Genomic DNA, 25360 nt, shown 5'->3' with positions numbered 1-25360 from the left:
GATGAAATCACTATTTGACACCGTTTCTCTAAAATGTAGCAAATTGGTAACCCAAAGCTACAGTACTTCTTTTTCGCTTGCTGTAAAAATGCTTTCGCCAAGTATCAGAGATGGCATCTATAGCATTTACGGCTTTGTTCGTTTTGCAGATGAAATCGTCGATTCTTTTCATGATTACGACAAAGAAAACCTCATCAATGATTTTGAAAAAGAACATTATAAAGCCATGGAAATGGGCATTAGCCTCAACCCTATTCTAAACTCGTTTCAGCATACTGTAAAACAATATAATATAACAGATGATCTAGTTCAGGCTTTTCTTAAAAGCATGAAACTAGATTTGATAAAATCGACTTACAACACGCAATCCGAATACGAAGATTATATTTACGGTTCAGCAGATGTTGTGGGCTTAATGTGCTTAAAGGTGTTTGTAAAAGGAAGCAATCAAAAATACGAGCAACTGAAACACGAAGCAATGCGATTGGGTTCAGCTTTTCAGAAAGTGAATTTCTTAAGGGATTTAAAAGACGACAACTTAGTTTTAAACCGAAATTATTTTCCAGGAGTCGATTTAAAATCCTTTGATGAGAATGCTAAAACAGCCATTATCAAAGAAATCGAAGAAGATTTTAAAATTGCTTATCAGGGAATTGTAAAACTTCCAATGGAAGCAAAATTTGGCGTTTATACTGCTTATATTTATTACAAAAAGCTACTTCAGAAACTAAAAAACACACCCTACTATGAAATTGGAAATTCGAGAATCAGGGTTTCAAATTACACAAAAGCGGGACTTTTAGCGCAATCTTTTGTAACTTACAAGCTAAAATTGGTCTGATAATTTATAGAGTCAATCTTTTATATTTTCAAGTTAAAATTTGAGTGATTTTAATTGCAACTTTAATATTTCAACAAATAAAAAAATGATTTCCTTCTTAATCTTTTTAGGTGTTTTTCTCTTCATGGAGTGCGTTACCTGGCTTACGCACAAATACGTAATGCATGGATTAATGTGGTACTTTCACGCAGATCATCACCAACCCAAATACGATCATGCTTTTGAACGCAACGACATCTTCTTTGTTATTTTTGCCGTTCCGAGTATTGTTCTTTTTTATTTTGGCGTTCAGGGCGGATTCAATTATTTGTTTTTTATTGCCTGTGGCGTAACTTTATATGGCATTTGCTATTTCTTAATTCATGATGTTTTAATTCATCAGCGTTTTAAATGGTTTAAAAATACCAAAAACAAGTACCTCATCGGGTTACGAAAAGCACATAAAATTCACCACAAACATTTAGGAAAAGAAGAAGGAGAATGTTTCGGAATGTTATTTGTTCCTTTTAAATATTATAAAATGTAAAGATTTTGGGCGTTCCCCGCCGCGGCGGGTCGGGCTTTTCGTTCCCGCTTTTTTATGCCTGGCAAAAAGGCCAGCCACAAAAAGAGCTCCACTGCAATCCCTAACGCAATCATATCTTAAGAACTATCTGTAATAACTGATTTTATGAAAGTATACAAAATAGAAACCGTTCAACATGTAAATGCAAGTGTCGAAGAATGTTGGGATTTCTTTTCAAGTCCAAAAAATCTTCAGACCATAACGCTTGACAACATGAGTTTTGAAATTCAGGATTTTGATGGTAAACGAATGTATCCCGGACAAATTATTACGTATACTTTAAAACCTCTTTTAGGTATTAAAATTAATTGGGTTACGATCATCACCGTTTCAAAAGAAAATCAATATTTTATAGACGAACAACGTTTTGGACCTTATTCTTTGTGGCATCACAAACATTTTTTTGAACCTGTAGCTAATGGAACAAAAATGGTAGACATTGTTCATTATGCACTCCCATTAGGATACTTAGGACGAATAATGAACACACTGGTTGTAAAAAGTAAGCTAAAAACGATTTTTGATTATCGCCATAATAAAATTGAAGAACTATTCAATTCAAAAGTATTGGTTGACAATCAAATCGATTAATACAAATAAAAAACATAAAAAAAATAGCCACGACTCGACCGACGGGAACAGACGAAGTAATTCACGACTAAAAAAGTATCAATGTCAAAAAAATTCGTGAGTTCGTGGCGAAAACACAGTACCTGACAAATAATGGCAAAACAAAAAGTTACTCTTTTCTGGTTTAGACGCGATTTGCGTTTAGAAGACAATACCGGATTATTTCATGCTTTACAATCTGACTTTCCCGTAATACCGTTATTTATTTTTGATGATGCTATTTTGGAAAATCTTCCTAAAAGTGATGCGCGGGTAAATTTTATTTATGATTCGCTTCAAAAAATAAATGAAAAGCTTCAGGCAATTGGTTCTTCTATTTTAATTAAAAAAGGAAAAACTACAGAAGTCTGGAAATCACTTTTAGACGAATATGATATTCAACACGTTTTTTTTAATAAAGACTACGAACCTTTTGCTATTAAACGTGATGAAGCAATTTCTTCTTTCTTAAAAGAGAATAATATCGAATCCTTTTCCTTTAAAGATCATGTGATTTTTGAAGAAAAAGAAATCACAAAAGCAGACGGACTTCCTTATACCGTTTACACACCCTATAAAAATAAATGGCTGGAGAAATACCATCTTTCTGGACAAGCTCCTGAATATGATACAAAACCATTTTTCTCAACTTTTGCAAAAAATCAGTTTATATTTCCAGAATTAAGCAAAATAGGTTTTGAAAAAAGCGAGATAAAAGTCCTTCCTCACAACTTAACACAAATTGGCAATTACAAAGAAACCAGAGATTTTCCGGCTTTAGACAGTACCTCCTATCTTTCGCCACATTTACGTTTCGGAACCGTTAGTATCCGAAAATTGGTAAATTGGGCGAACCAAAAAAATCAAACTTTTTTGAGCGAATTAATCTGGAGAGAGTTTTTTATTCAGATTCTTTTCAGCTTTCCAAATTGCGTTAATCACAATTTTAAATCGGCTTACAACGGCATTCAGTGGCGTAATAATGAAGTGGATTTCAAACGCTGGTGTTCCGGAACAACGGGTTACCCAATGGTCGATGCCGGAATGCGTCAATTGAATGCAACTGGTTATATGCACAATCGTGTTCGTATGGTCGTGGCGAGTTTTTTATGCAAACATTTACTCATAAACTGGCAATGGGGCGAAGCTTATTTTGCAGAGAAATTATTAGATTTTGAATTGGCATCCAACGTTGGTAACTGGCAATGGGCCGCCGGAACGGGTTGTGATGCAGCACCTTATTTCAGAGTTTTTAATCCCGAAATTCAACAGAAGAAATTTGACGAAAAAGGAATTTATATTCGAAAATGGATTCCTGAATTTGATTTGGGTTATAATGAACCTATGGTTGATCACGCTTTTGCAAGAGATCGGGCGATTGCGACTTATAAAGCAGGAATTTTGAAATAAGTTTTTTTTGTTTCAGGTTTCAAGTTTAACCACAAAGGTCGCAAAGGGTTTACGCAAAGACCGCAAAGTTATATTCGCAAAGCTTTGCGAACTTAATAAAGCCAATTACAAATACATACCACAAAAATCTTCGCGCGCTTTGCGTTAAATTAACCGCAAAGTTCGCAAAGTGATTTGCACAATCTTGTCAACTTGAAACCTGAAACCTGAAACAAAATAAACGATTTTTTAATATTTCAAATAATTAGCAACCACAATTTTCGCTTTCAAATCAAACATTAAATTGTACAAACCAAAGAAAGTTCGATTCATATAAATAAAGTGCTTAGAACCGCGATTTCCGTTCATTTTTTTGAGATTAGTATCGTTTGAGAAACGCTCCCCAAGTTTTGCAATGCTTTCGAAAAAACTTTCATCGGCAAAATCAAAGGTCTCGTCTTTAAAAGGTTTTGTAAAAAGGGATAACAAATCATGAAACATCTCAGTAAAATATGCTATTTCTGAAGGCGTATCATCAGGACGTAGAATTTCTAATTCAAATAATTTCTGATTGAAAAGTACCGGATCTGTAATTACATTTTTATTGATTAACTCAAAATACGGTACATAAAAATCTTCCGGAATTTGTTTCATACAGCCAAAATCCAAGGCAATTAATTGATTTTGATCGTTCACTAAAAAGTTCCCGGGATGCGGATCTGCATGTACTTTTTTCAAAACATGAATTTGATACATGTAGAAATCCCAAAGTGCCTGACCCAACTTATCTCCTACTTCCTGATCTGTATTTTTAGCCGTAAACTCCGAAAGATGGATTCCGGTCATCCAGTCCATCGTGATGATTTTCTCTGATGAAAACTCCGGATAATAATTCGGAAAGATAATATTTTCAATTTTATTGCAGGCTGCAACAACTTCCTGGCTTTGTTTTAATTCTAATAAATAGTTGGTTTCTTCAATCAGTTTGTCTTCAACTTCCTTAAAATATTTATCAGAATCTTTTCCCTGTAAATTAAACATTCGAATTGCAATAGGCTTTACCAAAGCCAAATCTGAAGAAATACTGTTGGCAACGCCTGGATATTGAATTTTAACAGCCAGTTTTTTATCATTTTTCTTAGCCAGATGTACCTGACCAATACTTGCTGCATTTACCGAATTGGCATTGAATTCATCAAAGATTTCATAAGGCGTTTTTCCGAAATTTGTTTTAAATGTTTTTAAAACCAACGGTGCCGAAAGTGGCGGAACAGAAAACTGCGATAAGGAGAATTTCTCGACATAAGCCTGAGGTAAAAAATTTTTGTCCATGCTTAACATCTGGGCTACTTTAAGTGCGCTGCCCTTTAAGCTTTTTAATCCGTCATAAATATCCTCGGCATTATTTTCATTTAATTTATCTCTGCTTAAGTCTGGATTGACCATTTTTTCGGCATAATGTTTAACATAGTTTACACCTATTTTAGCTCCGGTTTGCACCAGTTTTCCAGCTCTTTCTATTTTTGATGTTGGTATATAATCGATTGTTTTCATTGTTTGCTGTATATTTTTTCTTTGAACAGAAATTTCCCAAAATCTATCAAATGATTTAGTGGTGCTACATTCATCAATTCGAATGAAGCATTAACTGACTTTTCGATAAAAATATCTGTTTTCTCAAAAGCGGCAGATTCATCATCCATCCAGAATTTAATCGTCATCATCAATTGCAACCACGCTGATTCCTGAATTCCTTTTTCCTGAAATTTTTGAAATTTTTCCTGCTCTAATCTGTAATCGTCTGTCAGGATTTCAGCAACATATTCTTTAAACGATTCGCGTAGTGACGTCAGTTGTACTAAATTTTTTAATGGATTTCTGTCGAGTTTTAATGATTGCAAAACATAACTTCTGTTGGCTGTCAGCATCTCGAAGAAAGTGAAATAAAAACTCAACATTTTATTCTTCATGTCATATTCCTGGTAATCGGAATTTTTATGCAGCAAATCAATTGTATTAACTAAAAAGAGTCTGAATATCTCTTTTTCTAAACCTTCCAGTGTTCCAAAAAAAGCATAAAATTCCGCTTCCGTAAAATCATTTTCTTTGGCAAAATGATAAACTGATTTTGGCTTTTGTCCCTTTTCTAAAACTTCATTCATGTACATTGAAACGATATCTTCCTTGTTGATTATCTTCTTTTTAGTGGCCATTTCATTTAAATTTAGAATTTGCCCTAAAGGTAAGCAATGTTTAAGTACCTTTACTTATCGTTAAACAAGATGCACTGTTAAATATATTATAATATAATGGCTAAGAATGTTTTACTTACCGGAGGAACTGGATTTATCGGCAAGCATCTTACAGATGTTCTTATCGAAAATGGCTTTACGATATCTATTTTAAGTCGTTCCAATAAAAAAAATACACCATCGATTACGTACTACAAATGGAATTTAAAAGATAATTTTATTGAGCAGGATGCCATCTTAAATGCAGATTATATTATTCATTTGGCTGGCGAAGGAATTGTAGAAAAACGATGGACTAAAAAACGTAAAAAAGCAATTTTAGAAAGTCGCACAAAACCCATCGAACTCATTTTTTCTATTTTAAAAGAAAATAATAAAACTTTAGACGCTTTTATTTCAGCTTCTGCGGTTGGGCTTTATGGTGCTATTACAACTCAGGAAATTTGTACTGAAGAAACACCTCCTGCAAATGACTTTTTAGGCGCTACTTGTCAACAATGGGAACACGCTGCTGATCAAATTGCTACATTAGGAATTAGAACAGTTAAAATCAGAACGGGAATTGTTTTAGGGAAAGATGAAGGATTTCTAAAAAAAATAACACCCAGTTTTAAAGCCGGTTTTGGTGCTATTTTAGGTTCGGGAAAACAATACTTACCCTGGATTCATATAGAAGATTTATGCCAGATTTACTTAAAAGCAATAGTTGACACTGAAATGCAAGGTGCATACAATGCCACTATTACTGATAATACCACAAATGCAAATTTGTCAAGAATTTTGGCCCATTTATATGGATATACTATTTGGCTTCCAAACATACCAGAATTTATTATCAGGCTTGCATTGGGAGAAATGAGCATTGCTGTTTTGGAAGGGCAAAGAATTTCATCTGAAAAAATAAAGAAAGCAGGTTTCGAATTTCAATATAATGATATTGAGGCAACACTTTCAACCAGCTTATCCTGATTTATTTTCGTAATTTATTTTAAAGTAATCAGAAAAGCATCTTCGTTTCGTATCACTCCTATTAAATCTGTATTTGCCGTCTGTGAAATTTTCTCGGCTATTCTACTTGGAATCTGGATATTGAAATCAGATACAGCAATTGGAAAATCAGAATGAATTTGTATTCCTTCCTTTACTCTCTTCAAATAAGCCTTCACTTCAATTTCTTTTGATTTTCCACGAACCGTCAATTTACCCTTTATCGTATATTCTTTTTCAGTTTCATTGATATCCTTCAAGTCAAATTTGGCAATTTTACCTTTAAAAACCGCTTTTGGATAGCGATTACTTTCCATATAATTATCGTTAAAATGTTCTTGCATTAAGTCCAGTTTAAAACGAAAATCTTTTACAGTAACAGTGCAGATGAACACGCTTGTTTTAGGTTCCAAAACAATCGCAACAGATCTATTTACTGCTTTTACTTCTTCAAACAAGGGCACTGAAGCCTCAAAATTTACTGTTGCCGTATTGGTCATAAATTTTTCCTGAGCAAACAAAGAAAATGCAGAAAAAAGCAAGATTAATAATGTAGTTCTTTTCATAATCGTCAGCAATTAAACAATTATGTCATTCGGTTTTTTTTTAGTGCGATTAACTAAAAAAAGAATCAGATTTTTTAAAAATCGAATGGCAATACTCCGTGAAATTTTAGTAACTTATCTATATACTTAAAGTTACGAAATTTTCGAGCTATTAGTTGCTGCGATATGCTAAATATTTGTGAAATGTTTTTTTGGTGTAAAATGTGAAATGTTTTCTGTGAAATGTTTTTTTTCTATTTCATTTCAGTACAAATCTCCACTAAAAATCCATCTAAATCCCTGACATAAGCCACAACTTGTCCCCATGGTTTTGCAGTGGGTTCTTTTATAAGTACTGCTCCAAAAGAAGTTGCTTTTTGTACCGACTCCGGAACATCATCTGTAATAAAACCAATTTCAATGGCAAAAGGTTTATTGTTTAAGTTGCTTTCAACAAAACCATCTTTTAAATTTTCGCTTGCCAGTTTTTTTGATGCGAAAGAAAGTGTTGTTTCACCCGTAATTAATTCGCCATAATCATTGTCAGGAGTTATAAATTTTCTTGAAAAACCAAATACATTTTCATAAAAGGCTATCGACTCTTCGACATTTTCTACATATAAAATTGTATATCCAAATTTTACCATTTTGCTTTGATTTAAATTAAACTTTTACTTTTAACTAATTTCTAAAAGTACATTATATTGATCTAAACTTGCCAAATCTTCAATCGAATTTACTTTTGTAACTTTTTCATGTTCCTGAAATTCTTTTTTAGCTTCATTATGTTTAATTGCTTTTCTAAAACGGCGAACCTCTTCTAAATTAGACAATATAAGTCCGGGAACCTGCACGCTTTTACCTTCTTTATCTTTGGCAACCATTGTAAAATAAGAGGAATTACAATGTTTAACCGCTCCTGTCTGGATATTTTCTGCTTCAACACGAATTCCAACAACCATCGAACTTCTTCCCACATAATTAACCGAAGCTTTCATGGTTACCAATTCTCCCACTTCAATTGGCTTTAAAAAGTTTACCGTATCGACTGAAGCCGTCACACAATAATTCCCGGAAAATTTTGATGCAGAAGCAAAAGCAATCTGATCCAGTAATTGAAGAATATAACCTCCATGAATTTTTCCACTAAAGTTGGTGTGTGAAGGCAACATTAATTCGGATATACTTATTTTCGATGAAGAAACGGGTTTGAAATCTGCAGTCATATAAATTGTGGTATTATTAAGTAGGTAAATATTTTAGTTTAGTAGCTGATTATCCTCTGTATTTGAGGCTCTTGCAATAATATTTTCAGGAAGCGACTTTTTAGCCTTTGCTCCCATTTTCTTTAATTTTTCGACACTCGAAATCAGGTTTCCTTTTCCGTCTACCAATTTATTCATAGCACTGTCGTACTCATTTTTGGTGTCTTTTATTTTATTACCAATTCTAACCAAATCGGCAACAAAACCTTCAAATTTATCATATAAAGCTCCTGCCTGTCTGGCAATTTCAAAAGCATTTTCCTGCTGTTTCTGGTTGGCCCACATACTGTCGATCGTTCTTAAAGTTGCCAGTAAAGTACTTGGCGTTACAATTACAATATTTCGGTCAAATGCTTTATTGTATAAGGCAGAATCTTCGTTTAATGCAATCGCAAATGCCGGTTCTATTGGGATAAAAAGCAAAACAAAATCAGGACTTTCAATTTGATATAAATCGTGATAATTTTTATTTCCGAGTTGTTCTACGTGTCTTTTAATAGAATTGACATGCTCTTTTAAATAATCAATTTTCAGTATTTCAGATTCTTCATTGATCCATTTTTCATAGGCGACCAATGAAACTTTAGAATCGACAATCATTTTTTTGCCGTCAGGTAAATTGATAACAACGTCAGGAAAAACACGAGCTCCTTCGCTATTTGTAAAACTTTGCTGTACTTCGTACTCACGTCCTTTTTCCAGACCCGATTTTTCTAAAACACGTTCCAATACCAATTCACCCCAATTTCCCTGCATCTTACTATCACCTTTCAAAGCTTTGGTCAAGTTCAGGGTTTCCTTGCTCATTTGGGCATTCATTTCACTTAAACCAACAATCTGCTGACGCAATGCGGCGTGATAATCGATACTTTCTTTATGCGTTTGTTCTACTTTTTTCTCAAATCCCTGAATTTTATCCTGCAATGGCAACAAGATATTCTTCATGTTCACACTATTCTGTTCTGTAAACTTAGCCGATTTTTCTTCAAGAATTTTATTGGCCAGGTTTTCAAACTCTTTGGTAAACTTCTCCTGAAGTTCAGTTATCTCCCCTTTTTGTTCTTTATGGCGTTCCCACAAATTTTCAAAATCTACTTCTTTTTTAGAAAGTTGAATGGCCAGACTATCTTTTTCAGTTCGGATACTTTCTTTTTCGGCCGTATTTAATTGAAGTAACTTCTCAGAATTTCTTTTTTCACTGTCAAATTGCTCTCTCTGCAATTGTAATTGATTCATATTAGCATTTAATCTTTCTTCTAAACTCACCTTTTCTGATTGAAATTTAGCCGAAAACAACATTTTTCCTAAGTAAATTCCAAGAAATAACGCTACAATAAAAGCCAATAAAAACGGAAGAAAATCAAACATAACTAAGTTCTTTTTTACGTAAAAGTACGCAATAATACGTAGTCAGAATTTTTAAAATTAAAATTTCACGAATTATTATCAATCTTAAATTAAATAAACAATCTCAAAAAAATAGTAGAAAAAAATAATGATGCAACGCAACCATTTCAAAAAAGTGTATCTACTTAATATAACCTATTAAAATATTACCATGAAAAAATTAATGTTAAGCTTGTTTATAGCTTTTGGATTTAGTGCCTGCTCTCTTAGTAACGATGACATGAATGTAGATTGCGGAGCAAACACAAATGTAGCTTTTACAGGATTTCCACTTTTATGCAATTACACGATCAAAACTTTACCTACTAATCCAGCTGCTATAGTAGTAAATACTCAGGAAAGAATGGATTACTACTTTACCAAACACGAAAATACCTGTACTGTTGCGAGTGATCCTACTATCGATTTTACTCAAAAATACTTAGTAGGAATTTTTGCAGGGGCAAAACCTACAAGTGGCTATGCGATAAAAATTACCAGTATTGTAGAAAACAACTGTCAAATCGTAATTAATTTTTACGAAAAGAGTCCACAGGTTGGCGAAACGCTATCCTCTTCTCCAACTTATCCGTCAGATTTTATCTTGATTCCTAAAACTGAAAAACCTATAATTTTCAACAGAACAAGTGAGACCTCTGATAATATTGTAATGGGAACTTATAATAGTAAATGTTTGAGTTCAGATTGTCAAAAATTCTTTCAGTTAAATGATTACAACATTCAGAAATTTCTAAATGTAGTACCTGCTAAATATGAATTTGCTCAATATAAATATACTACGACAACAACAAGAAACGAGTATACTTTGTTTGCGAAAAACATACCAACTGAAATTTTAAGCATAAAAGGACAAACCAAAACATACGGAACACCAGACTCAGCTGATCAGGGTGGAATCTATTTTGAATTTACTCAGGGTTCAACAGTTACTAAAATTTTTATTGACAACAACGACACAGCAGATCAAAGTGCAGAGATTAAGGTTTTCAAAAAAGCGATTCAGGATAAAATCACAAGTTTAAAATAAGCAGATTATGAAAAAACATTTTTTATTTTTTATTGTATTTAGCCTTTTCACTGCGGCATACTCGCTCGAAACGAAAAGGTTTATATCCGGTTCTATTATAAACACCTGGATTTGGGAAAAGTCAATAGGAGGATCTTCTAATCCTTATACCGCAACACCAAAAACCAGCGGTTTTAATAAAAAAATTGTTTTTACCCAGGATGGGAGAGTTATCACTTATAAAAATGACGTAGAAATAAGAAACAGTACATATCAAATAGAAAAAGGTATTGGCTTTTTTGACCATTCAGAGCATGACCTGATTACTTTTGAAGGCAAAACTTATATTATAGAAAATATTGATAGTCAAAACTTAACAATCGTTAGCAATAACCAGGATGCTTCTCGTAGTATTTATAAAAGGTAGTTTTTTAAGTTTATAAAAACTATTTTTGCAAAACCAAAATTTAACCCTTTTTGAAAGACGATTTAGAAAAATATATCAGGCAATGCATGCAAAATGACAGAGCTGGACAACTGAAAATTTATCAGTTGTTCTCTCCTGTCTTGTATGGTATTTGTCTAAAATACATGAAAAATGAAGATGATGCAAAGGATGTTTTCCAGGAAGCATTTGTCATTGTTTTTCAGAAAATTAGCCAGTATAAATTTGAAGGAAGCTTTGAAGGCTGGCTAAAACGTATTTTCATAAATAAGCTTATCGAAACTTTAAACAAGAAGAAAAAAGAAAGTTTCTTTTTGGATGTTTTTGATCCTGATACTGATTTTACCGAAGAAGAAGAATTAGATAATATTCCGATAGAGCAAGAAAAATTACTGGAATATATTCGGGATTTACCCGATCAATACCGGACTGTTTTTAACTTGTATGTTTTTGAAAAAATGAAACACAAAGACATAGCCGAATTATTAAAAATTTCAGAAGGAACATCAAAGTCAAATTTAAACAGAGCGAAGCGGATTTTGCAAAAAAGAATTTTGAGCATAAAAAATTTTAAAATAGCATGAAAAAACAAAATATAGAAGATATTTTTTCATCAATGGAAAACTTTTCAAGTGTTCCGCCTCCTGAACTGTGGGCAAACATTGAGGAAAAATTAGACCAACCTAAAAAGAAAAAAAGAGCTATTCTTTGGTGGTCAGCAGCGGCATGCCTTTTATTAGGTCTGCTTCTTCCTTCTGTTTTATATTTTAGCTCAAATACCGGAATCAAAACTTTAGAGAATAACACCGGAGGAAATAATAATGTTGTTATCGAAGAAAACAAGAAAGACAATCACGATATCAAAGTAATTTCGACAGAAGAAAAAAGTATCGAAAAGAAATCTGGAATTGTAGAAGGTACTTCTGCAAAAACCTCAAAAGATAAAACAGCGAATACTAATGAAAATCAAACAAAAGAAGTGGCAATTGCTCATTCCGATTCTAAAAACAAACGTAATACTGATTCTTCAGATATAAAATTAAATTCTCAAAACAGTGCTACAAACCAAGCTGTAACCCAACAAACAACTGCATCAGAAAAAAGAAGTCAATTCAATTCGTTTTCGAAAAATAAAAATTTAAATTCTGAAAAGACAAACACAAATCAGGTAGTCGCACAAAAGACATTTACTACCGGAAATCACAATCAATTCAATTCCTTTTCAAAAAATCAAAACGCATTTAATTCAGCAGAAAAGAATCAATTCTCTGAAACTGAAAAAAGAAATGCTGACAAAATTTTGGCAGAGAAAACATTTACAACCGGAAAGCAACAAAATCATTTCAATTCTCCATCAAAAAATCAGATGTCAAATTCTATTTTTGAGAATCAAATGAATTCGAATACAAATAGTATTGCATCAAATTCTTCAGATTCAAATTTGGGCAAAAAACAAGTAACAATAACGGATAACAAAAAAGAAGTAGCAGCAACAACAACTATTAAGACAGAAAAGACCGTTGCTGATAGTGCTCCAAAAAGTAATTCGAAATTTAGCAATGTTTTAAGTAAACAAGATTCTGTTCAGTTAGCCGAACTTCAAAATTTAGAAAAAGGTATAATTCCTGAAGTTAAAAAAGGAAAAGAAAAGGATCCGAAAACTAAATCAACAGCTGAAAAATGGGCGCTTGAAGTTTTTGCAGGAATTGCTAATTCTGAAAATTATAAAAATGACAAAACTTTAGGCAACGTAAATGACTCCAAACAAAGTAGTACATACGGAGTTAAAACTAAATATAAAATCAATAAAAAATGGGCGGTTGGTTCTGGCTTCAAAATCAATGAATTGGGCCAGAGCGTAGCAAACGTTTCTTATATAAAAACAGCAAATAATGCTTTCCTGACAACCGGAGATTATCTTGTCCAAAATTCTACCGTTCCGCAAATTGCGAGCAGCGATAGTTATGTATTAGTATCTAATACCACAAAAAATGCACTCAGCAGCAACAACGTACAAAGTGGAAGTTTAGATCAAAGTTTAAGATATGTTGAGATGCCATTAGAAGTTTCGTACGCTATTTTTTCTAAAAACAAAGCTTCTATTAGCTTAAATACAGGGGGATTTGTTGGTAAATTGATTTCAAACAGCGTTGCTATAGATGGAAATTCTCTGGGAGAAAATTTAAATGCAAATGATTTCGTATACGGCTCAACATTAAGTAGTACAGTACAATACCGTGTTTATAAAAAAACTAATGTGTTTGTAGAGCCTGCTATGAATTATTATATAAACCCATTGAATAGCCAATCTTTTAATCAATTTCAATGGGGACTAAATTTTGGACTAAATGTTTCATTTTAAATAAAAAAACAATATATTTAACACCCAAAAACCTACGTAACCCCTAAACCTACTATAATTTTGAAAACAAGCTTAAAAGCGAGTCTTCTTAAAATGATCGTAAAAAACCATTGGACAAATCACAAATCTATCCCCAAAGATTTGCTTTTAGCCAAAGAACTGGTTTATGATTGTTTTGATTTTGATTGTTCGCAGCCGCAGCAGGAAAGTGAAAGCATTGATTACAGTGCTTATCGTTTTTATCTCAATGAGAAATTTATTTGCTACAGAGAAGCCAAAATTACCCCAACAAAAACAGGCCAATTTGTTACTTTGTGGAAACGAAGCCGATTAGGAACAATTGAACCTTTTGACACAACAGACTTAATCGATTTTGTTTTTATCAGCGTTCGAAAAGATGATCTTTTTGGGCAGTTTATTTTTCCTAAGGCCGTCTTACTCGAAAAAGGGATTTTTTCGACAACCGTAACAGAAGGAAAAAGAGCCATAAGAGTTTATCCGCCCTGGGACGAAACAAATAGCAAACAGGCTAAGAAAACTCAAAATTGGCAATTGCAATATTTCTTTGAAATAACACCTGAACCTGATTTTGATACTTTTAGAGAGTTACTTGAATAGTAGCATAAAAAATGGCTGCCTATTTCATAGACAGCCATTTTTACTTTATTATTTTCTCTCCCTATTTTTTAATGATTTTATTGCTATAAATCACTTTACTATTTTCACTTAAGGTATATACATAAATTCCAGATCTAAGACTACCTAATTGAATTATGGCATCACTTTTTTCTTCATTCACTTTTAGTTCAATTGGATTTAGAACTAAATGTCCTGATATATCATAAAGCCTTAATTTCAAAATTTTATCTTCTTTCGTTTTTATTGCAATATTTACAACATCGTTTGCCGGATTAGGATAGGCTTGTACAAAATATCCAGTATCTCTTCCGAAATCAAGGGTAGATAAAACATCTTTCTTCAATTCAAAACGAGCAATTACAGGACCATGATCTGAAGTTGTGGTAGTATAATTTGGAATATCACTACGCGGATCATAAACAGCAATAGAATTCTTAATATATTGATCTGTCAATTCATTAGAAATAACGATATGATCTAAAAATCCTCCAGAACTTAAAAAACTGTAAGCGCCCTCCTTACTTATATCTAAAGTAAGCGCATTATAACGATTTGTATCTTCAACAATCTTTTGATAAGAAGAAGGATTTCCTGCAATTACAGATGCTTTTACATCATCATTAAAATCTCCCAAAATCATAAAATTAGCATTTGGAAACGCAACATCCAGACTGTCTTTTAACAGCTCTGCATCGTATTTACGCATATTGTATCTTGAAATATCTGAACCACTGTTGGCACGTGCATGCAGATCAATCAAATTTATTTCTTTTTTAATTCCGCCAATATTCGTTTCTATTTTTACTAAATAAGGTAAACGTCCTGATGAAAAAAAACTGGAACTTGTATTTACGGTTGCGGTTGTTCCCGGATAATTGGGTAATGTTTTTGTTCCTGCACGAACTTCATCATATAATTTCTTAAACATAACACGTGTACTTTTTACAGTCGTAGTTTGTGTGTTATAAAGTACAACCAATTTTTGCGGAGGAAAATTTGGATCAGGATCATTAAATGAATAAGACCATGATGTCGAAACAGATTTATCGAATGTTTTTCCGTTGATGTTAATTTTCTGAATTAAAAGATCTAAAGAGGGATCATCTGAAACTTCCTGAACAACATAGACATCTGCATTTAATTTGTTCATTACTTTAGCAACGTTTTCTATTTGCAAAGCATCATCTGTTGGACCAAATTCAACACCGTCAGTACCTTTCACATCGGTACCAAAAAACTCCAAATTATAAGTTACAATATCAAAAGTATCTGCTTTTGGCAATGAAGAACCGGTTAAAGAACCAATTTGTTTACTTAAAGCTGTTCCGATAACTGTTAAAGATCCGGAAATACTCAATGCTTTTACAGAAGGAGCAAATCGAACATAAACCGTTTTTCCAGCCGTTGCCTCTGCCGCTGTAACTGCAACCTCAGTTAAAAAAGAACTATTATCCAATGACAACTGATAATCTGCAGGAGCTTTAATTGTTATATCATTATAGCCATTTGCCTTAAAAATAAAAGACTGACTTGGAGATATTGTATTTGCAGCAACATCTCCAAAATCTAAGATAGGATTTGCTGCAACATAACCTGGTTCATTTGTTAAGGCAAAATCATCAAATGACCATTCAGCTGCATTATTTGTTCCTCCTGCTGTTGTCACATAAACCCAGGCCAGATAGGTATGGTCGGTTTTATAAGCACTTAAATCTATATATTGAGATTGTTTGTAAACACCTGTTAGTACAGGAAAATCTCCCGGTAATTCTATCCATGTTGCAGTTTCCGGATTGCTTTTCCCATCATAATTAACAGAAACCATTAATTTCAAGTCAGGACCTGCATAAAATTTGCGCGAGTAAAAAGACAACAATGGAAATTGAGTAAAATTGTCTAAACGTAATTTAGGCGAAATCAACCAATCTTTACTGGCTCCACTTTCAGAGAAACCATTTATAAGGACCGCTCCGTTTCCTGAATTTATATTTCGTGTAACGGTAGTGCTTGCCCATACATTTACATTACCCGCTACGCTATACTGTGTCCATCCGCTATTGCTCAAAACTGCAGGATCGTTAAAACCTTGCACGTATGGATTAATTCCAGTTCCTGTTAATGCAATTATTTTGCTTGTTGCTCCGGCAGATTCATGTGTTATTTGTCCTGAAAAACTACCTGTAGCGTTTGGTGTAAAACGAACATAAATAGTGGGAGTTGCATTTGAGGCAAAATCAGCCACTGCAAATAGTAAGGAAGATCCAAACACGGTATTATCTTTTGAAATTGTAAAATTCCCTGACGCATTAACTGTAACAGTAGCAGAAAGATTAGCTGCCTGAATTTGATATGTTAAACTTTCTGAATTGAAATTTACTTCTGAAAATCCTAAGTCAAGAGACGAAACAGTTGTTGTTACAGATGGAATAACTGCCGCTGAAGTTGTAGCGTCTGTTTTTACAGCAGTAGTCTGTATATTTCCATTAAGATCTTCAGAAATAGAAAAAACAGAGTAAGAAGTACTAATTGCAAGGCCTGTGAAACTTTTTAAATATACCTGAGCCGGATCTGTAACATCTAATACTCCCGCCTGCAAAGCCGCATTACCATTAGCATCCAGACCTGCTTTTATTTGAGATTCAGTTGGAGCTGTACTTCCGCCAGGCAATAGAACATAATAGGTTTTACCTGCTTCGTCTAATTTATTTGAAAAACTAAAACTATTTGATAAAACATCTTCTGCTTTTGGATAACCAACTGCATTTACAGGGGCAACAACATCGCTTTTAATAGCAATATTATCAATTGCAAAAGAAGGTCTCGAACCAGATCCCGAAACTTGTCTTGAAATCCATCGCAATTGAATTTCAGGCTGATTATTACACTCTGCAGGTAACGTAATCTTAAAACTTTTTAGATTTTGAGGAGTGGTAATAGCCGTTATTTGTTTTGCATCGTTGTTTGAATATGCCGTTGATACTAATGAAATAAAGGGAGCAGTTGTTCCTACCCTATATTGCAAAACCATCTCATTTATACGCGTATTAGTTGTTGTTGGAGGGACGTCATACGGATTACGAATGGTCATTGCATCAAACTGAACCTGAATCGCTTTTTGATTTGTGGCATCAAAAGCAAATCCAATTGACAAATCAAGCATTCCCGTGTTCAAAAATCCAATTTTCCCATCATAATTATAAATATTACCAGTACCAATAAAAGCTGTACCATTTGCAGTAAGAGGCCTGTCTACACCTATAGCGGCACTTGTATTAAAAGCCGAACCTGGCGAAGTACTTGCTGTCCAGCCCTGAAATCCATCCGGATAAATGACAGCACTCGTGGCTAATCCGTCAAAATTTTGTTCATAAGGAAGTGATCGTTTTGCTGGAAATGTCTGGGCAAAAACAACTGCCGAGAAATAAAAAAAACATAAAAAAGCCATCAAATGGCGAACTGAGTAGATCTTTTTCATAGGTTAAGAAATAGAGTTTTTAGAGGCTAAAGTTATCGCTTTAAAGTTAAGATAATATTGTCAAAACATAATTTAATTGTAAGATTTTTATCAAATGCAAATAAAAACATTTTTTACTTGTATTTGAATTATAGCTATTTACAAAAATACAGTCCAATAAAATCTCGAGTCATTTTCAACCAAAAAAAAAGCTGCCTTATGACTAAGACAGCTTTTCCTCTTTTCCAGTAATTTAAATTTAAACAGCAGTATAACCACCATCGGCAATAATATAACTACCGGTTGTAAAAGATGATTTTTCAGAGCTTAGAAATACAACCAGCTCAGCAATTTCCTCAGCAGTTCCCAATCGGTTCATTGGTGCTTTTGCTGCAACAGCATCCATCATACTTTTATTTAGATTGTCTTTTAACAAAGCGGTTTCGATATAACCCGGTCCTACGGCATTGCATCGAATGTTTTTTAAGGCATATTCAGCGGCAATATTTTTTGTCAATCCCACAACTCCATGTTTAGAGGCTGTATATGCCGGACTATTGGGAGCAGCAACCTGTCCGTGAATCGAAGCAATATTAACAATGCTGCCGCCACCGTTTTTCTCCATTTGTTCTAACTGATAGCGACAAGCGTAAAAAACGCCACTTAAATTCAACGCAATCACTTTATCCCATGCCTCAGGTTCATATTCTCCGGTTGGTTTTGCAGGACCACCCATTCCGGCATTGTTGCATGCAATGTCCAATCGGCCGTATTTTGAAACGGTTACTTCAACCATCTGTTTATTATCGTTCGCACTTGATGAATCACCTTTTACAAAAAATGCTTCTCCACCATTATCCTTTATCACCTTTACTGTTTCTTCTCCATGTTCTACATTTATATCTGAAAGTACTACTTTTGCTCCTTCGCGAGCATAAGCTTCTGCCACTGCACGTCCAATTCCTGAACCGCCACCGGATACAAAAGCTACTTTGTTTTCTAAAAGTGCCATATTATTAAAATTTAAATTTATCACTACAATTTACGAAGATCTTAATGTCTGACACGCTTAAAAAATAAGTTTAGAATAAGATTAACGCAGTTTGCCAATCAAATGTTATTTTCGAAAAAACCGGTCAATTTCTACAAAAAAATCACTATTTAAAAGAGTAAAAAACTATTCATCCAATTTCATATTTCCTCTGTCTTCATGACTTTCCGGATCTGAATTGGGATAACGATTGGGTGTTATATCAGAATTTCGATCTTTATTTTCTACCGTTTTTTTTGCTTCTTCTTCAGAAGAAACTCCTCGGTTTACATTTGGATTATCCGGATTGACTTCTTTTGAAGTTTCTTCAATTTTTTCGTTAACATTTCTCGCGCGATCTACAATTTCTTTATTTCCTTCTGTATCGGCTACCACTTCTTTTTTCAATTCTGATTCATGTACTTTATTATCGTGAGAAACATTTTTCCCTTTAGAATCATCAATATTTTTTTGTACTCCATTTATTTTTTTTGAGCCTAGATTATTATTTTCCATAACATTATATTTTTTCATTACTATATAATATTACGAATTCTCACTCTTAAAACTAAGTCTTTTAACATAGCTTTTGGATTCTAAGAAACCATTTCATACTTGTCCTTAAATTTGCAACATCATAATTATCAAAATAATAGTAAATTAGTATTGACGATTATCCTGTCACAAATTACTTTTTAAAGCAATACTTAAATCCAGAACTATGATTTTTTTCAAAGCAAAAACGAGTTGGTCAAATGCCGAATTTATAATTATAAAACTATGCATGGCATCTGCCTATATTTTAATTGGAAGTTATTTTCATGACTTTTTTAAGGATTTTTATGTTCCTTTATTAATCCTATTTGGAATCACAACTATTTGGTTTATCATTTTATGGCTGAAGAAAATGACAAATAGAGCTTAGGTATTACTTGGAAATACTTAACAAACAAGACTATCTTTGCAAAAAAATAAAACATGCATCAACATTTCATTCTTTTTAAACCTTACGGCTACTTAAGTCAATTTATTTACGAGCTAAAAAGAAAGAAAAAGCTTTTGGGTGAATTATATAATTTTCCGGAAGGAACGATGGCAATTGGCCGTTTAGATGAAGATTCAGAAGGATTGCTTTTACTTACAACCGATGGAAAAGTAAGTGAACAAATAAGAAGCAAAAAAGTCGACAAGGAATATTACGTTCAGGTTGATGGGGTCATAACTCCGGAAGCGATTGAAGAATTACAGAAAGGCGTTGAAATTGGTTTTAACGGCGGAAAGTATATAACTAAACCTTGTAAAGCTTTTATTGTTACTGAAATTCCAGATTTTGGAGCGAGAGCAAAAAAAATCAGAGACGAACGCCATGGACCAACTTCCTGGGCTTCTATAACTGTAAATGAAGGAAAGTTTCGTCAGGTTCGTAAAATGACTGCTGCGGTTGGTTTTCCTACTTTAAGATTGGTTCGCGTTCGAATAGGAAATGTATATTTGCAAAACTTAAAAGTTGGAGATGTTCTGGAAGTTTCCGATTTTCAATTAGATAATTAGAAAATATGTCAATTAGATAATTATTTTGACTACCAATCATCTAACTTTTAAAATCTAACATCTAACTTTTTAAAATAAAAAAATGCTAAACGTTGTTCTTGTAGAACCTGAAATACCAAATAATACTGGAAATATTGGACGCTTATGTGTGGGAACTGAAAGTCGCCTGCATTTAATTCATCCTTTCGGATTTGTGATTAATGATAAGAACCTGAAACGTTCCGGTTTGGATTATTGGGTGCACCTTGACGTAACCGAATATCAAAATATAGAAGAATGGATTCAGCAGATTCCAGATCTGTCACGTGTTTTTTTAATGAGTTCACATGCGGAGAAATCCTATTTAGAAACTGATTTTCAGGATGGAGACTGGTTGGTTTTCGGAAAAGAAAGTGTTGGTTTAAGCCAAGAAGTTTTAGCTCGTTTTGAGAATCATTTAACGATTCCGATGTCGAAATTAATCCGTAGTTTTAATATTGCGAATTCTGTGGCTTTTGTGGTTGGGGAAGCTAAGAGACAGATTGGACTGAAGAAAGTTTAAGATTATAATTATAAGCTCCAGAGGAGCGTTATGTTTATAGCTCAATATTAAATCACCTCCTGGAGCTCCAGCGGAGCGATATCTTAATTTTTGAATTTGAAAAAATAAATATTTCACCCCTACAGGGTTGTATTAAAACGTAATTAACATTTCTATAAATATGACGTCCCGCTGGGACTTAGAACCTCTACGTAATAACAAACTTCCCTTTTTCGGCATCAAAAACAATATGTTCGTCTTTGAACAAGGTTTCAAAACTTCCTTTTGAGATTAAATTACAAGGTTCATCCTGCACCACAAATTCTGGCGTCATGATGATCATTTCATCGCTTAACTGAATTGCCAAATCGATATCGTGAGTCGAAAACAAAATGCATTTCTGCGTTTCTTGTGTTAGCTTTTTTAGCAATTTAAAAAGCGAAACTTTATGTAATAAATCAAGATGTGTTGTCGGTTCATCCAAAATAATCAAAGGCGTATCTTGTGCCAAAGCTCTCGCAATTAAAACCTTTTGTAATTGTCCGTCACTTATTTCAAAATGTCTTTTTTGAGCCAAATGTTCAATTTGAGTCAATGCCATCGCTTCCTGAACTTTCTCTATATCTTCTGGGGTTAAAGTCCCAATCCAATTGGTATAAGGCTGTCGTCCTAACGCTACTAATTCAAAAACAGAAAGATTACTTGGTGGTAATTTTTCAGTTAAAACCAAACTTAAATTTTGTGCTAAATCTAAAGGATTGTAAGCCGCTATGTTTTTATCATTCAGAAAAACATTTCCGCCTAATGGATGCTGAATTCCAGTTATAGTTCGCAATAAAGTTGATTTCCCTATTCCGTTTGCACCAATTAATGAAATGAGTTTTCCTGAATCTAAATTCAAATTTAAATTTTCAGCAATAGTCACAGTTGCTTTCTTGGATTTATAGCCAATTGTTAGATTTGATGTGCTTAGTATGGTTTTCATTGTGGGGCTACTTTTTAAACACATAGAGAACATAGTTTTCTTTCTTTATGTGGAATAGTTGATTTTAAAATTTACTTGTAAATTAACACATAGCGTATGTTGCTACAACTTTGGTAATAATTTGAAATATTCATTTACAAAGGTTTTTTGGCCTTCTTTATAAATATTTTGGCAATTAAAGTTAATTATAATTCCTTTTGGGGCTTTGCATAGTTTCATATAAGTTAACAATTGCGCTTCATGAATGGGACTGATTTCAGAAACCGTTTTTAATTCCACTACTAAACAGTTTTCCACAAATAAATCACATCTTAGATCTGCACTCAATTCTTTGTTTTTATAAATCAAAGGAACTTTCATTTCAGTAAAAAAGTTCAGCTTTCTATGTTGTAATTCTTCCTTCAAACATTTATGATACACATTTTCTAATAATCCTTTTCCAATTATTTTATGTACTTCAATGCAAGCACCAATTACATTATAGGTTAGTTCGTCTAAATATTTTTGAGTAATCATTATTGTTAGTTAAATATAGAACCACATTTTAACTTTCACTACAACTATGTTTTTTGAAGAAAAGTGAAATGCCTTTTTTTAAGCGTGCAAAACTATGTTTCTATGTGTTTAAAAAACTAAGATATTAAATATTTGTAAGTTTTTACTGAAAGTTTCTTTTTCTTATTAATAACCAAATTACTACCGGCGCGCCAATTATCGACGTAATTGCATTTATAGGAAGCGTAACATCGAATCCTGGCATTTGAGAAACTATATCGCAGAATAATACAATAATAGCTCCAAAAAGCAATGTGCTCCAAAACAGAATCATATGATTACTGGTTTGAAAAGTTAGTTTTGCTATATGCGGAACTGCCAGACCAATAAAAGCAATCGGGCCTGCAAAAGCAGTTATACTTCCGGCTAGAATACTGGTTGCAAAAATAATGATCAAACGTGCTTTTCTTAAATTTAACCCCATACTTCTTGCGTAATTTTCTCCCACAAGCAAAGCATTCAAAGGTTTTATACTGCCCGCACTTAAAACTAAACCAAAAAATACGCTGGCTGATAAAACAGTTATTGATTTCCAGGAAAGATTTCCAAGATTACCTAAGGACCAAAAAGTAAATTTCTGAAGCTGTTCTGCAGTACTAAAATAAGTTAAAACACTGACAATTGCCGTGGTAAAACTTCCAAACATTAATCCAACGATCAAGATTGCCATCGTGTCACGTAAGCGTTGTGAAACCACTAAAACCAACAATAAAACAAGTGTGCTTCCTATGGTCGAAGCCAAAACAATTCCGTATGATGATAAGGCAATAACTTTTAAAAAAGAAGGCAAAAATCCAGCACCCAGAATTACAAAAGCTACACCCAGACTTGCGCCTGAACTTAATCCTAAAACATACGGTCCTGCAAGCGGATTTCTAAATAATGTCTGCATTAACAAACCACTGATCGAAAGCCCGGTTCCAACTAAAATTGCTGTAATTGCTTTTGGCAAACGGTAATTTATAATAATATATTCCCAGGTCGATTTACTGGCTTGGCCTCCCGTCAGACTTGCATAAACATCTCTAAAGGGAATATTTACCGAACCTAAACTAAGGCTCGCAAAAAACATTAGCAAAAGCCCTAAACCAAGAACGATAAATAAAATGGTATTTCGTTTTTTGTTTGCCAATTTAATTCAGTTTAGATGCAAAAGTAAACTCATAACTCGGTAACAAATCCGGATGAAAAATTTTGATATAATCTTTTAAAACCAAATCTGGACGGCTTGGAGATAACTCATAATAAATGGTTCCGCCAGTTGCTCCAAATTTACTTTCTAAAGTATAAATAGATTTGTTTTTAAAAGCGTCAAATTCACTATAATGTGGGTTTGCTTTCTCTAATTCGGCCAAAGTCAGAAAAGATCCTGACGCAATCCAAACGTTTGCAGTTTTAGCTTTGTCTAACACTTTTTCGAACGACAAACCTTCACTCCCGGTACCTTTTAAATCGGCCCATAAATAATTAGACTGTGCATCTTTCATAAATTGCGCTACCCAGCTATTTCCTTTTGCCACATACCAAACATCTTCATACATAGAACCGTATAACACTGTTGTAGTTGCAGGTTTGTCTGCTACTAATTTCTTAGCCTGCTTATAGCTTTCAACAATTTTATCAAACAATTCTTTGGCTTTATCTTCCTTACCAAATAAGGCGCCGTAAAGCTTAATCCATTCTGCTTTCCCAAGTGGAGATTGTTCCATCCAATCCGCCTGGATCATAACATTTAAACCACTTTTTTTCAAATTATCCAGCATCGGATTGTTGTTGTCAACTCCAAAAGTCACAATCAGATTTGGTGCTAAATCGATTAATTGTTCAATGTTTAATTTTTCGTTTTGCCCAACGTTTTTCACAGAACCTTTATCAATTAATATTCTGGTTTTTTCAGAAGAAATATAATCGGTATGCGGAAAACCAACCAATTTATTCTCAACATCCAGCATTTCAAGATAGGGAATATTGGTGGTTGATGTGACAACAACCGTTTCCAACGGAACGTTGATTGTTGTATAAGACTGAAGACTGTCAGGAACCTTAGCGTCTTTCTCTTTTAAAATATAAGTGAAATTTTCATTGGCATTTGGCCATGGATTGCTAACCGTTACAACAGAATATCCTTCTTGTTTTACAATGGAAAGTCCAGACGCATATTCGATACTATTTTTGGCAATTGGAGATGTTGCAACTTCGGTAGTTTCATTTTTTTTACAACTAATAAAAAGAAAAAAAGACAAAACAAAAATGGATTTAGGTAATAAATGTTTCATAAGTTGGTTATACTATTTTGGAAATTGAAATCGTTAATACCCAATATCGGCACAGATTTTGAATACTAAATTTTGAAAAATATAAATTTTCAATAACGACAAAGGTAAGGCAATTTCTAAATTTTTTGTTTACTTTTATTCTTACAAAATTCAACAAATCATCTTTTACTATTTATGAATACCACGAAAACCAAAGTTTGCTCAAGTTGCGAATCTACTTTTAGCTGCGGAGATATTTCTGTTGAAAACAAATGTTGGTGTAATGATTTCCCTCCTATTTTTAATCTTTCTGACGGAGGAGACTGTCTTTGTCCAGTCTGCTTTAAAGAAGCCTGCGTCGACAAAATTGACGCCTATTTAGAAACAATGACTCCCAAAAGAGCACTACATAATAAAGCATTATCTTTACCCAAAACAGAAAAACTCATTGAAGACATTGATTATTATATCGAAAATGACAAATGTGTTTTTACAACATGGTTTCATTTAAGAAGAGGAAGCTGTTGCGGAAATGATTGTCGTCATTGTCCTTATTAAATAAGCTGCGAAATGTGATTTGTAAAAAGTAAAATGTCATTATTGAATATCATTTTGTCCTTCACAATTCAACGCTTGCATTTCACATTTCACATTTTACATTTCACAACTCACATTTTACATTTCACAACTCACATTTT

27 protein-coding genes are annotated in these 25360 nt (G+C 33.3%); 14 read left to right on the top strand and 13 right to left on the bottom strand.

Going from position 1 to position 25360, the window contains the following annotated elements:
* Position 1 precedes the first annotated feature (1 nt).
* The 4 genes from B0A65_RS16905 (at position 2) to B0A65_RS16890 (ending at position 3425) form a co-directional block, all read left to right on the top strand.
* Positions 2–841, top strand: coding sequence for a phytoene/squalene synthase family protein (locus B0A65_RS16905; protein WP_074659632.1), 840 nt, complete (start codon positions 2–4; stop codon positions 839–841).
* A gap of 85 nt (positions 842–926) precedes the next feature.
* Entirely contained in the window at positions 927–1367 is a 441-nt protein-coding gene (locus B0A65_RS16900; RefSeq protein ID WP_074659631.1) for a sterol desaturase family protein, read from the top strand.
* A 144-nt stretch (positions 1368–1511) separates the two neighbouring features.
* Positions 1512–1997, top strand: coding sequence for an SRPBCC family protein (locus tag B0A65_RS16895; protein ID WP_074659630.1), 486 nt, complete (start codon positions 1512–1514; stop codon positions 1995–1997).
* Positions 1998–2129: 132 nt separating this feature from the next.
* Positions 2130–3425: a cryptochrome/photolyase family protein gene (locus B0A65_RS16890; protein ID WP_074659629.1), complete on the top strand. Its 1296-nt coding sequence runs from the start codon at positions 2130–2132 to the stop codon at positions 3423–3425.
* A gap of 228 nt (positions 3426–3653) precedes the next feature.
* Here the strand turns inward: B0A65_RS16890 and B0A65_RS16885 are convergent, their stop codons facing one another.
* Entirely contained in the window at positions 3654–4958 is a 1305-nt protein-coding gene (locus B0A65_RS16885) for an ABC1 kinase family protein (RefSeq protein ID WP_074659628.1), read from the bottom strand.
* On the bottom strand, positions 4955–5617 hold the full coding sequence (locus B0A65_RS16880; protein ID WP_074659627.1) for a TetR family transcriptional regulator C-terminal domain-containing protein: 663 nt from the start codon (positions 5615–5617) through the stop codon (positions 4955–4957). Before B0A65_RS16880 ends, B0A65_RS16885 begins: the two co-directional genes overlap by 4 nt.
* A 96-nt stretch (positions 5618–5713) precedes the next feature.
* Here B0A65_RS16880 and B0A65_RS16875 point away from each other — a divergent pair, with 96 nt between their 5' ends.
* Positions 5714–6625 carry a TIGR01777 family oxidoreductase gene (locus tag B0A65_RS16875; protein ID WP_074659626.1) on the top strand — a complete coding sequence of 304 codons (912 nt, stop codon included), beginning with the start codon at positions 5714–5716 and terminating at the stop codon, positions 6623–6625.
* A 14-nt stretch (positions 6626–6639) separates the two neighbouring features.
* Here B0A65_RS16875 and B0A65_RS16870 read toward each other — a convergent pair whose 3' ends face one another.
* The 4 genes from B0A65_RS16870 to B0A65_RS16855 all read right to left on the bottom strand — a co-directional run bounded on the left by B0A65_RS16870 (position 6640) and on the right by B0A65_RS16855 (position 9821).
* Positions 6640–7209: a YceI family protein gene (locus B0A65_RS16870; RefSeq protein ID WP_074659625.1), complete on the bottom strand. Its 570-nt coding sequence runs from the start codon at positions 7207–7209 to the stop codon at positions 6640–6642.
* A gap of 233 nt (positions 7210–7442) precedes the next feature.
* Positions 7443–7835, bottom strand: coding sequence for a VOC family protein (locus tag B0A65_RS16865; protein WP_074659624.1), 393 nt, complete (start codon positions 7833–7835; stop codon positions 7443–7445).
* A gap of 30 nt (positions 7836–7865) precedes the next feature.
* A complete protein-coding gene (locus B0A65_RS16860; RefSeq protein ID WP_074659623.1) occupies positions 7866–8414 on the bottom strand; it encodes an acyl-CoA thioesterase in 549 nt (182 codons plus the stop codon).
* A 33-nt stretch (positions 8415–8447) separates the two neighbouring features.
* Complete coding sequence (locus B0A65_RS16855) at positions 8448–9821, bottom strand: DNA recombination protein RmuC (RefSeq protein ID WP_074659622.1); 1374 nt, start codon at positions 9819–9821, stop codon at positions 8448–8450.
* Positions 9822–10011: 190 nt separating this feature from the next.
* Between B0A65_RS16855 and B0A65_RS16850 the strand changes: the two genes are divergently transcribed.
* Genes B0A65_RS16850 through B0A65_RS16830 form a run of 5 tightly spaced genes read left to right on the top strand, consistent with a single transcriptional unit; the run spans position 10012 to position 14291 of the window.
* Positions 10012–10887 carry a protease complex subunit PrcB family protein gene (locus B0A65_RS16850; protein ID WP_074659621.1) on the top strand — a complete coding sequence of 292 codons (876 nt, stop codon included), beginning with the start codon at positions 10012–10014 and terminating at the stop codon, positions 10885–10887.
* 7 nt (positions 10888–10894) lie between these two features.
* Positions 10895–11293 carry a hypothetical protein gene (locus tag B0A65_RS16845; RefSeq protein WP_074659620.1) on the top strand — a complete coding sequence of 133 codons (399 nt, stop codon included), beginning with the start codon at positions 10895–10897 and terminating at the stop codon, positions 11291–11293.
* A gap of 50 nt (positions 11294–11343) precedes the next feature.
* Complete coding sequence (locus B0A65_RS16840; RefSeq protein ID WP_074659619.1) at positions 11344–11895, top strand: RNA polymerase sigma factor; 552 nt, start codon at positions 11344–11346, stop codon at positions 11893–11895.
* Positions 11892–13673 (top strand): hypothetical protein, encoded by a 1782-nt coding sequence (locus B0A65_RS16835; RefSeq protein WP_074659618.1) that lies wholly within the window; start codon positions 11892–11894, stop codon positions 13671–13673. Before B0A65_RS16840 ends, B0A65_RS16835 begins: the two co-directional genes overlap by 4 nt.
* 60 nt (positions 13674–13733) lie before the next feature.
* A complete protein-coding gene (locus B0A65_RS16830; RefSeq protein WP_317044622.1) occupies positions 13734–14291 on the top strand; it encodes a MepB family protein in 558 nt (185 codons plus the stop codon).
* 61 nt (positions 14292–14352) lie between these two features.
* Here B0A65_RS16830 and B0A65_RS16825 read toward each other — a convergent pair whose 3' ends face one another.
* The 3 genes from B0A65_RS16825 to B0A65_RS16815 all read right to left on the bottom strand — a co-directional run bounded on the left by B0A65_RS16825 (position 14353) and on the right by B0A65_RS16815 (position 19312).
* Positions 14353–17787: a T9SS-dependent choice-of-anchor J family protein gene (locus B0A65_RS16825; protein WP_074659616.1), complete on the bottom strand. Its 3435-nt coding sequence runs from the start codon at positions 17785–17787 to the stop codon at positions 14353–14355.
* Between the two features lie 238 nt (positions 17788–18025).
* Positions 18026–18778 (bottom strand): SDR family NAD(P)-dependent oxidoreductase, encoded by a 753-nt coding sequence (locus B0A65_RS16820; RefSeq protein ID WP_074659615.1) that lies wholly within the window; start codon positions 18776–18778, stop codon positions 18026–18028.
* A 165-nt stretch (positions 18779–18943) separates the two neighbouring features.
* Complete coding sequence (locus tag B0A65_RS16815; RefSeq protein WP_074659699.1) at positions 18944–19312, bottom strand: hypothetical protein; 369 nt, start codon at positions 19310–19312, stop codon at positions 18944–18946.
* 205 nt (positions 19313–19517) lie between these two features.
* Between B0A65_RS16815 and B0A65_RS16810 the strand changes: the two genes are divergently transcribed.
* The 3 genes from B0A65_RS16810 (at position 19518) to B0A65_RS16800 (ending at position 20888) form a co-directional block, all read left to right on the top strand.
* Entirely contained in the window at positions 19518–19721 is a 204-nt protein-coding gene (locus B0A65_RS16810; protein ID WP_074659614.1) for a hypothetical protein, read from the top strand.
* Positions 19722–19774: 53 nt separating this feature from the next.
* On the top strand, positions 19775–20347 hold the full coding sequence (locus B0A65_RS16805) for a pseudouridine synthase (RefSeq protein ID WP_074659613.1): 573 nt from the start codon (positions 19775–19777) through the stop codon (positions 20345–20347).
* Positions 20348–20429: 82 nt separating this feature from the next.
* Entirely contained in the window at positions 20430–20888 is a 459-nt protein-coding gene (locus tag B0A65_RS16800) for a tRNA (cytidine(34)-2'-O)-methyltransferase (protein WP_074659612.1), read from the top strand.
* Between the two features lie 187 nt (positions 20889–21075).
* On the opposite strand, the gene B0A65_RS16795 is transcribed toward B0A65_RS16800, so the two are convergent.
* The 4 genes from B0A65_RS16795 to B0A65_RS16780 form a co-directional block, all read right to left on the bottom strand.
* On the bottom strand, positions 21076–21852 hold the full coding sequence (locus B0A65_RS16795) for an ABC transporter ATP-binding protein (RefSeq protein ID WP_074659611.1): 777 nt from the start codon (positions 21850–21852) through the stop codon (positions 21076–21078).
* Positions 21853–21954: 102 nt separating this feature from the next.
* Positions 21955–22368 (bottom strand): GxxExxY protein, encoded by a 414-nt coding sequence (locus B0A65_RS16790; RefSeq protein ID WP_207556447.1) that lies wholly within the window; start codon positions 22366–22368, stop codon positions 21955–21957.
* A gap of 142 nt (positions 22369–22510) precedes the next feature.
* Positions 22511–23539 (bottom strand): iron ABC transporter permease, encoded by a 1029-nt coding sequence (locus B0A65_RS16785; RefSeq protein ID WP_089069648.1) that lies wholly within the window; start codon positions 23537–23539, stop codon positions 22511–22513.
* Between the two features lies 1 nt (position 23540).
* Positions 23541–24683: an ABC transporter substrate-binding protein gene (locus tag B0A65_RS16780; RefSeq protein ID WP_074659609.1), complete on the bottom strand. Its 1143-nt coding sequence runs from the start codon at positions 24681–24683 to the stop codon at positions 23541–23543.
* A gap of 174 nt (positions 24684–24857) precedes the next feature.
* On the opposite strand from B0A65_RS16780, the gene B0A65_RS16775 reads away from it, so the two are divergent.
* Positions 24858–25220 (top strand): DUF5522 domain-containing protein, encoded by a 363-nt coding sequence (locus B0A65_RS16775; RefSeq protein ID WP_074659608.1) that lies wholly within the window; start codon positions 24858–24860, stop codon positions 25218–25220.
* Positions 25221–25360: the final 140 nt, after the last annotated feature.

It is taken from the genome of Flavobacterium frigidimaris (assembly GCF_002217275.1).
Classification (GTDB): Bacteria; Bacteroidota; Bacteroidia; order Flavobacteriales; family Flavobacteriaceae; genus Flavobacterium; species Flavobacterium aquidurense.
Note: the sequence above shows the minus strand (reverse complement) of the source record. Positions and strands in the feature narration are given on the sequence as shown.

Bases quoted from the DNA above. Each gene is read 5' to 3' on its own strand.
- B0A65_RS16905 (WP_074659632.1), top strand. From the start codon at position 2: ATGAAATCACTATTTGACACCGTTTCTCTAAAATGTAGCAAATTGGTA.
- B0A65_RS16900 (WP_074659631.1), top strand. From the start codon at position 927: ATGATTTCCTTCTTAATCTTTTTAGGTGTTTTTCTCTTCATGGAGTGC.
- B0A65_RS16895 (WP_074659630.1), top strand. From the start codon at position 1,512: ATGAAAGTATACAAAATAGAAACCGTTCAACATGTAAATGCAAGTGTC.
- B0A65_RS16890 (WP_074659629.1), top strand. From the start codon at position 2,130: ATGGCAAAACAAAAAGTTACTCTTTTCTGGTTTAGACGCGATTTGCGT.
- B0A65_RS16885 (WP_074659628.1), bottom strand. From the start codon at position 4,958: ATGAAAACAATCGATTATATACCAACATCAAAAATAGAAAGAGCTGGA.
- B0A65_RS16880 (WP_074659627.1), bottom strand. From the start codon at position 5,617: ATGGCCACTAAAAAGAAGATAATCAACAAGGAAGATATCGTTTCAATG.
- B0A65_RS16875 (WP_074659626.1), top strand. From the start codon at position 5,714: ATGGCTAAGAATGTTTTACTTACCGGAGGAACTGGATTTATCGGCAAG.
- B0A65_RS16870 (WP_074659625.1), bottom strand. From the start codon at position 7,209: ATGAAAAGAACTACATTATTAATCTTGCTTTTTTCTGCATTTTCTTTG.
- B0A65_RS16865 (WP_074659624.1), bottom strand. From the start codon at position 7,835: ATGGTAAAATTTGGATATACAATTTTATATGTAGAAAATGTCGAAGAG.
- B0A65_RS16860 (WP_074659623.1), bottom strand. From the start codon at position 8,414: ATGACTGCAGATTTCAAACCCGTTTCTTCATCGAAAATAAGTATATCC.
- B0A65_RS16855 (WP_074659622.1), bottom strand. From the start codon at position 9,821: ATGTTTGATTTTCTTCCGTTTTTATTGGCTTTTATTGTAGCGTTATTT.
- B0A65_RS16850 (WP_074659621.1), top strand. From the start codon at position 10,012: ATGAAAAAATTAATGTTAAGCTTGTTTATAGCTTTTGGATTTAGTGCC.
- B0A65_RS16845 (WP_074659620.1), top strand. From the start codon at position 10,895: ATGAAAAAACATTTTTTATTTTTTATTGTATTTAGCCTTTTCACTGCG.
- B0A65_RS16835 (WP_074659618.1), top strand. From the start codon at position 11,892: ATGAAAAAACAAAATATAGAAGATATTTTTTCATCAATGGAAAACTTT.
- B0A65_RS16825 (WP_074659616.1), bottom strand. From the start codon at position 17,787: ATGAAAAAGATCTACTCAGTTCGCCATTTGATGGCTTTTTTATGTTTT.
- B0A65_RS16820 (WP_074659615.1), bottom strand. From the start codon at position 18,778: ATGGCACTTTTAGAAAACAAAGTAGCTTTTGTATCCGGTGGCGGTTCA.
- B0A65_RS16815 (WP_074659699.1), bottom strand. From the start codon at position 19,312: ATGGAAAATAATAATCTAGGCTCAAAAAAAATAAATGGAGTACAAAAA.
- B0A65_RS16810 (WP_074659614.1), top strand. From the start codon at position 19,518: ATGATTTTTTTCAAAGCAAAAACGAGTTGGTCAAATGCCGAATTTATA.
- B0A65_RS16805 (WP_074659613.1), top strand. From the start codon at position 19,775: ATGCATCAACATTTCATTCTTTTTAAACCTTACGGCTACTTAAGTCAA.
- B0A65_RS16800 (WP_074659612.1), top strand. From the start codon at position 20,430: ATGCTAAACGTTGTTCTTGTAGAACCTGAAATACCAAATAATACTGGA.
- B0A65_RS16795 (WP_074659611.1), bottom strand. From the start codon at position 21,852: ATGAAAACCATACTAAGCACATCAAATCTAACAATTGGCTATAAATCC.
- B0A65_RS16790 (WP_207556447.1), bottom strand. From the start codon at position 22,368: ATGATTACTCAAAAATATTTAGACGAACTAACCTATAATGTAATTGGT.
- B0A65_RS16780 (WP_074659609.1), bottom strand. From the start codon at position 24,683: ATGAAACATTTATTACCTAAATCCATTTTTGTTTTGTCTTTTTTTCTT.
- B0A65_RS16775 (WP_074659608.1), top strand. From the start codon at position 24,858: ATGAATACCACGAAAACCAAAGTTTGCTCAAGTTGCGAATCTACTTTT.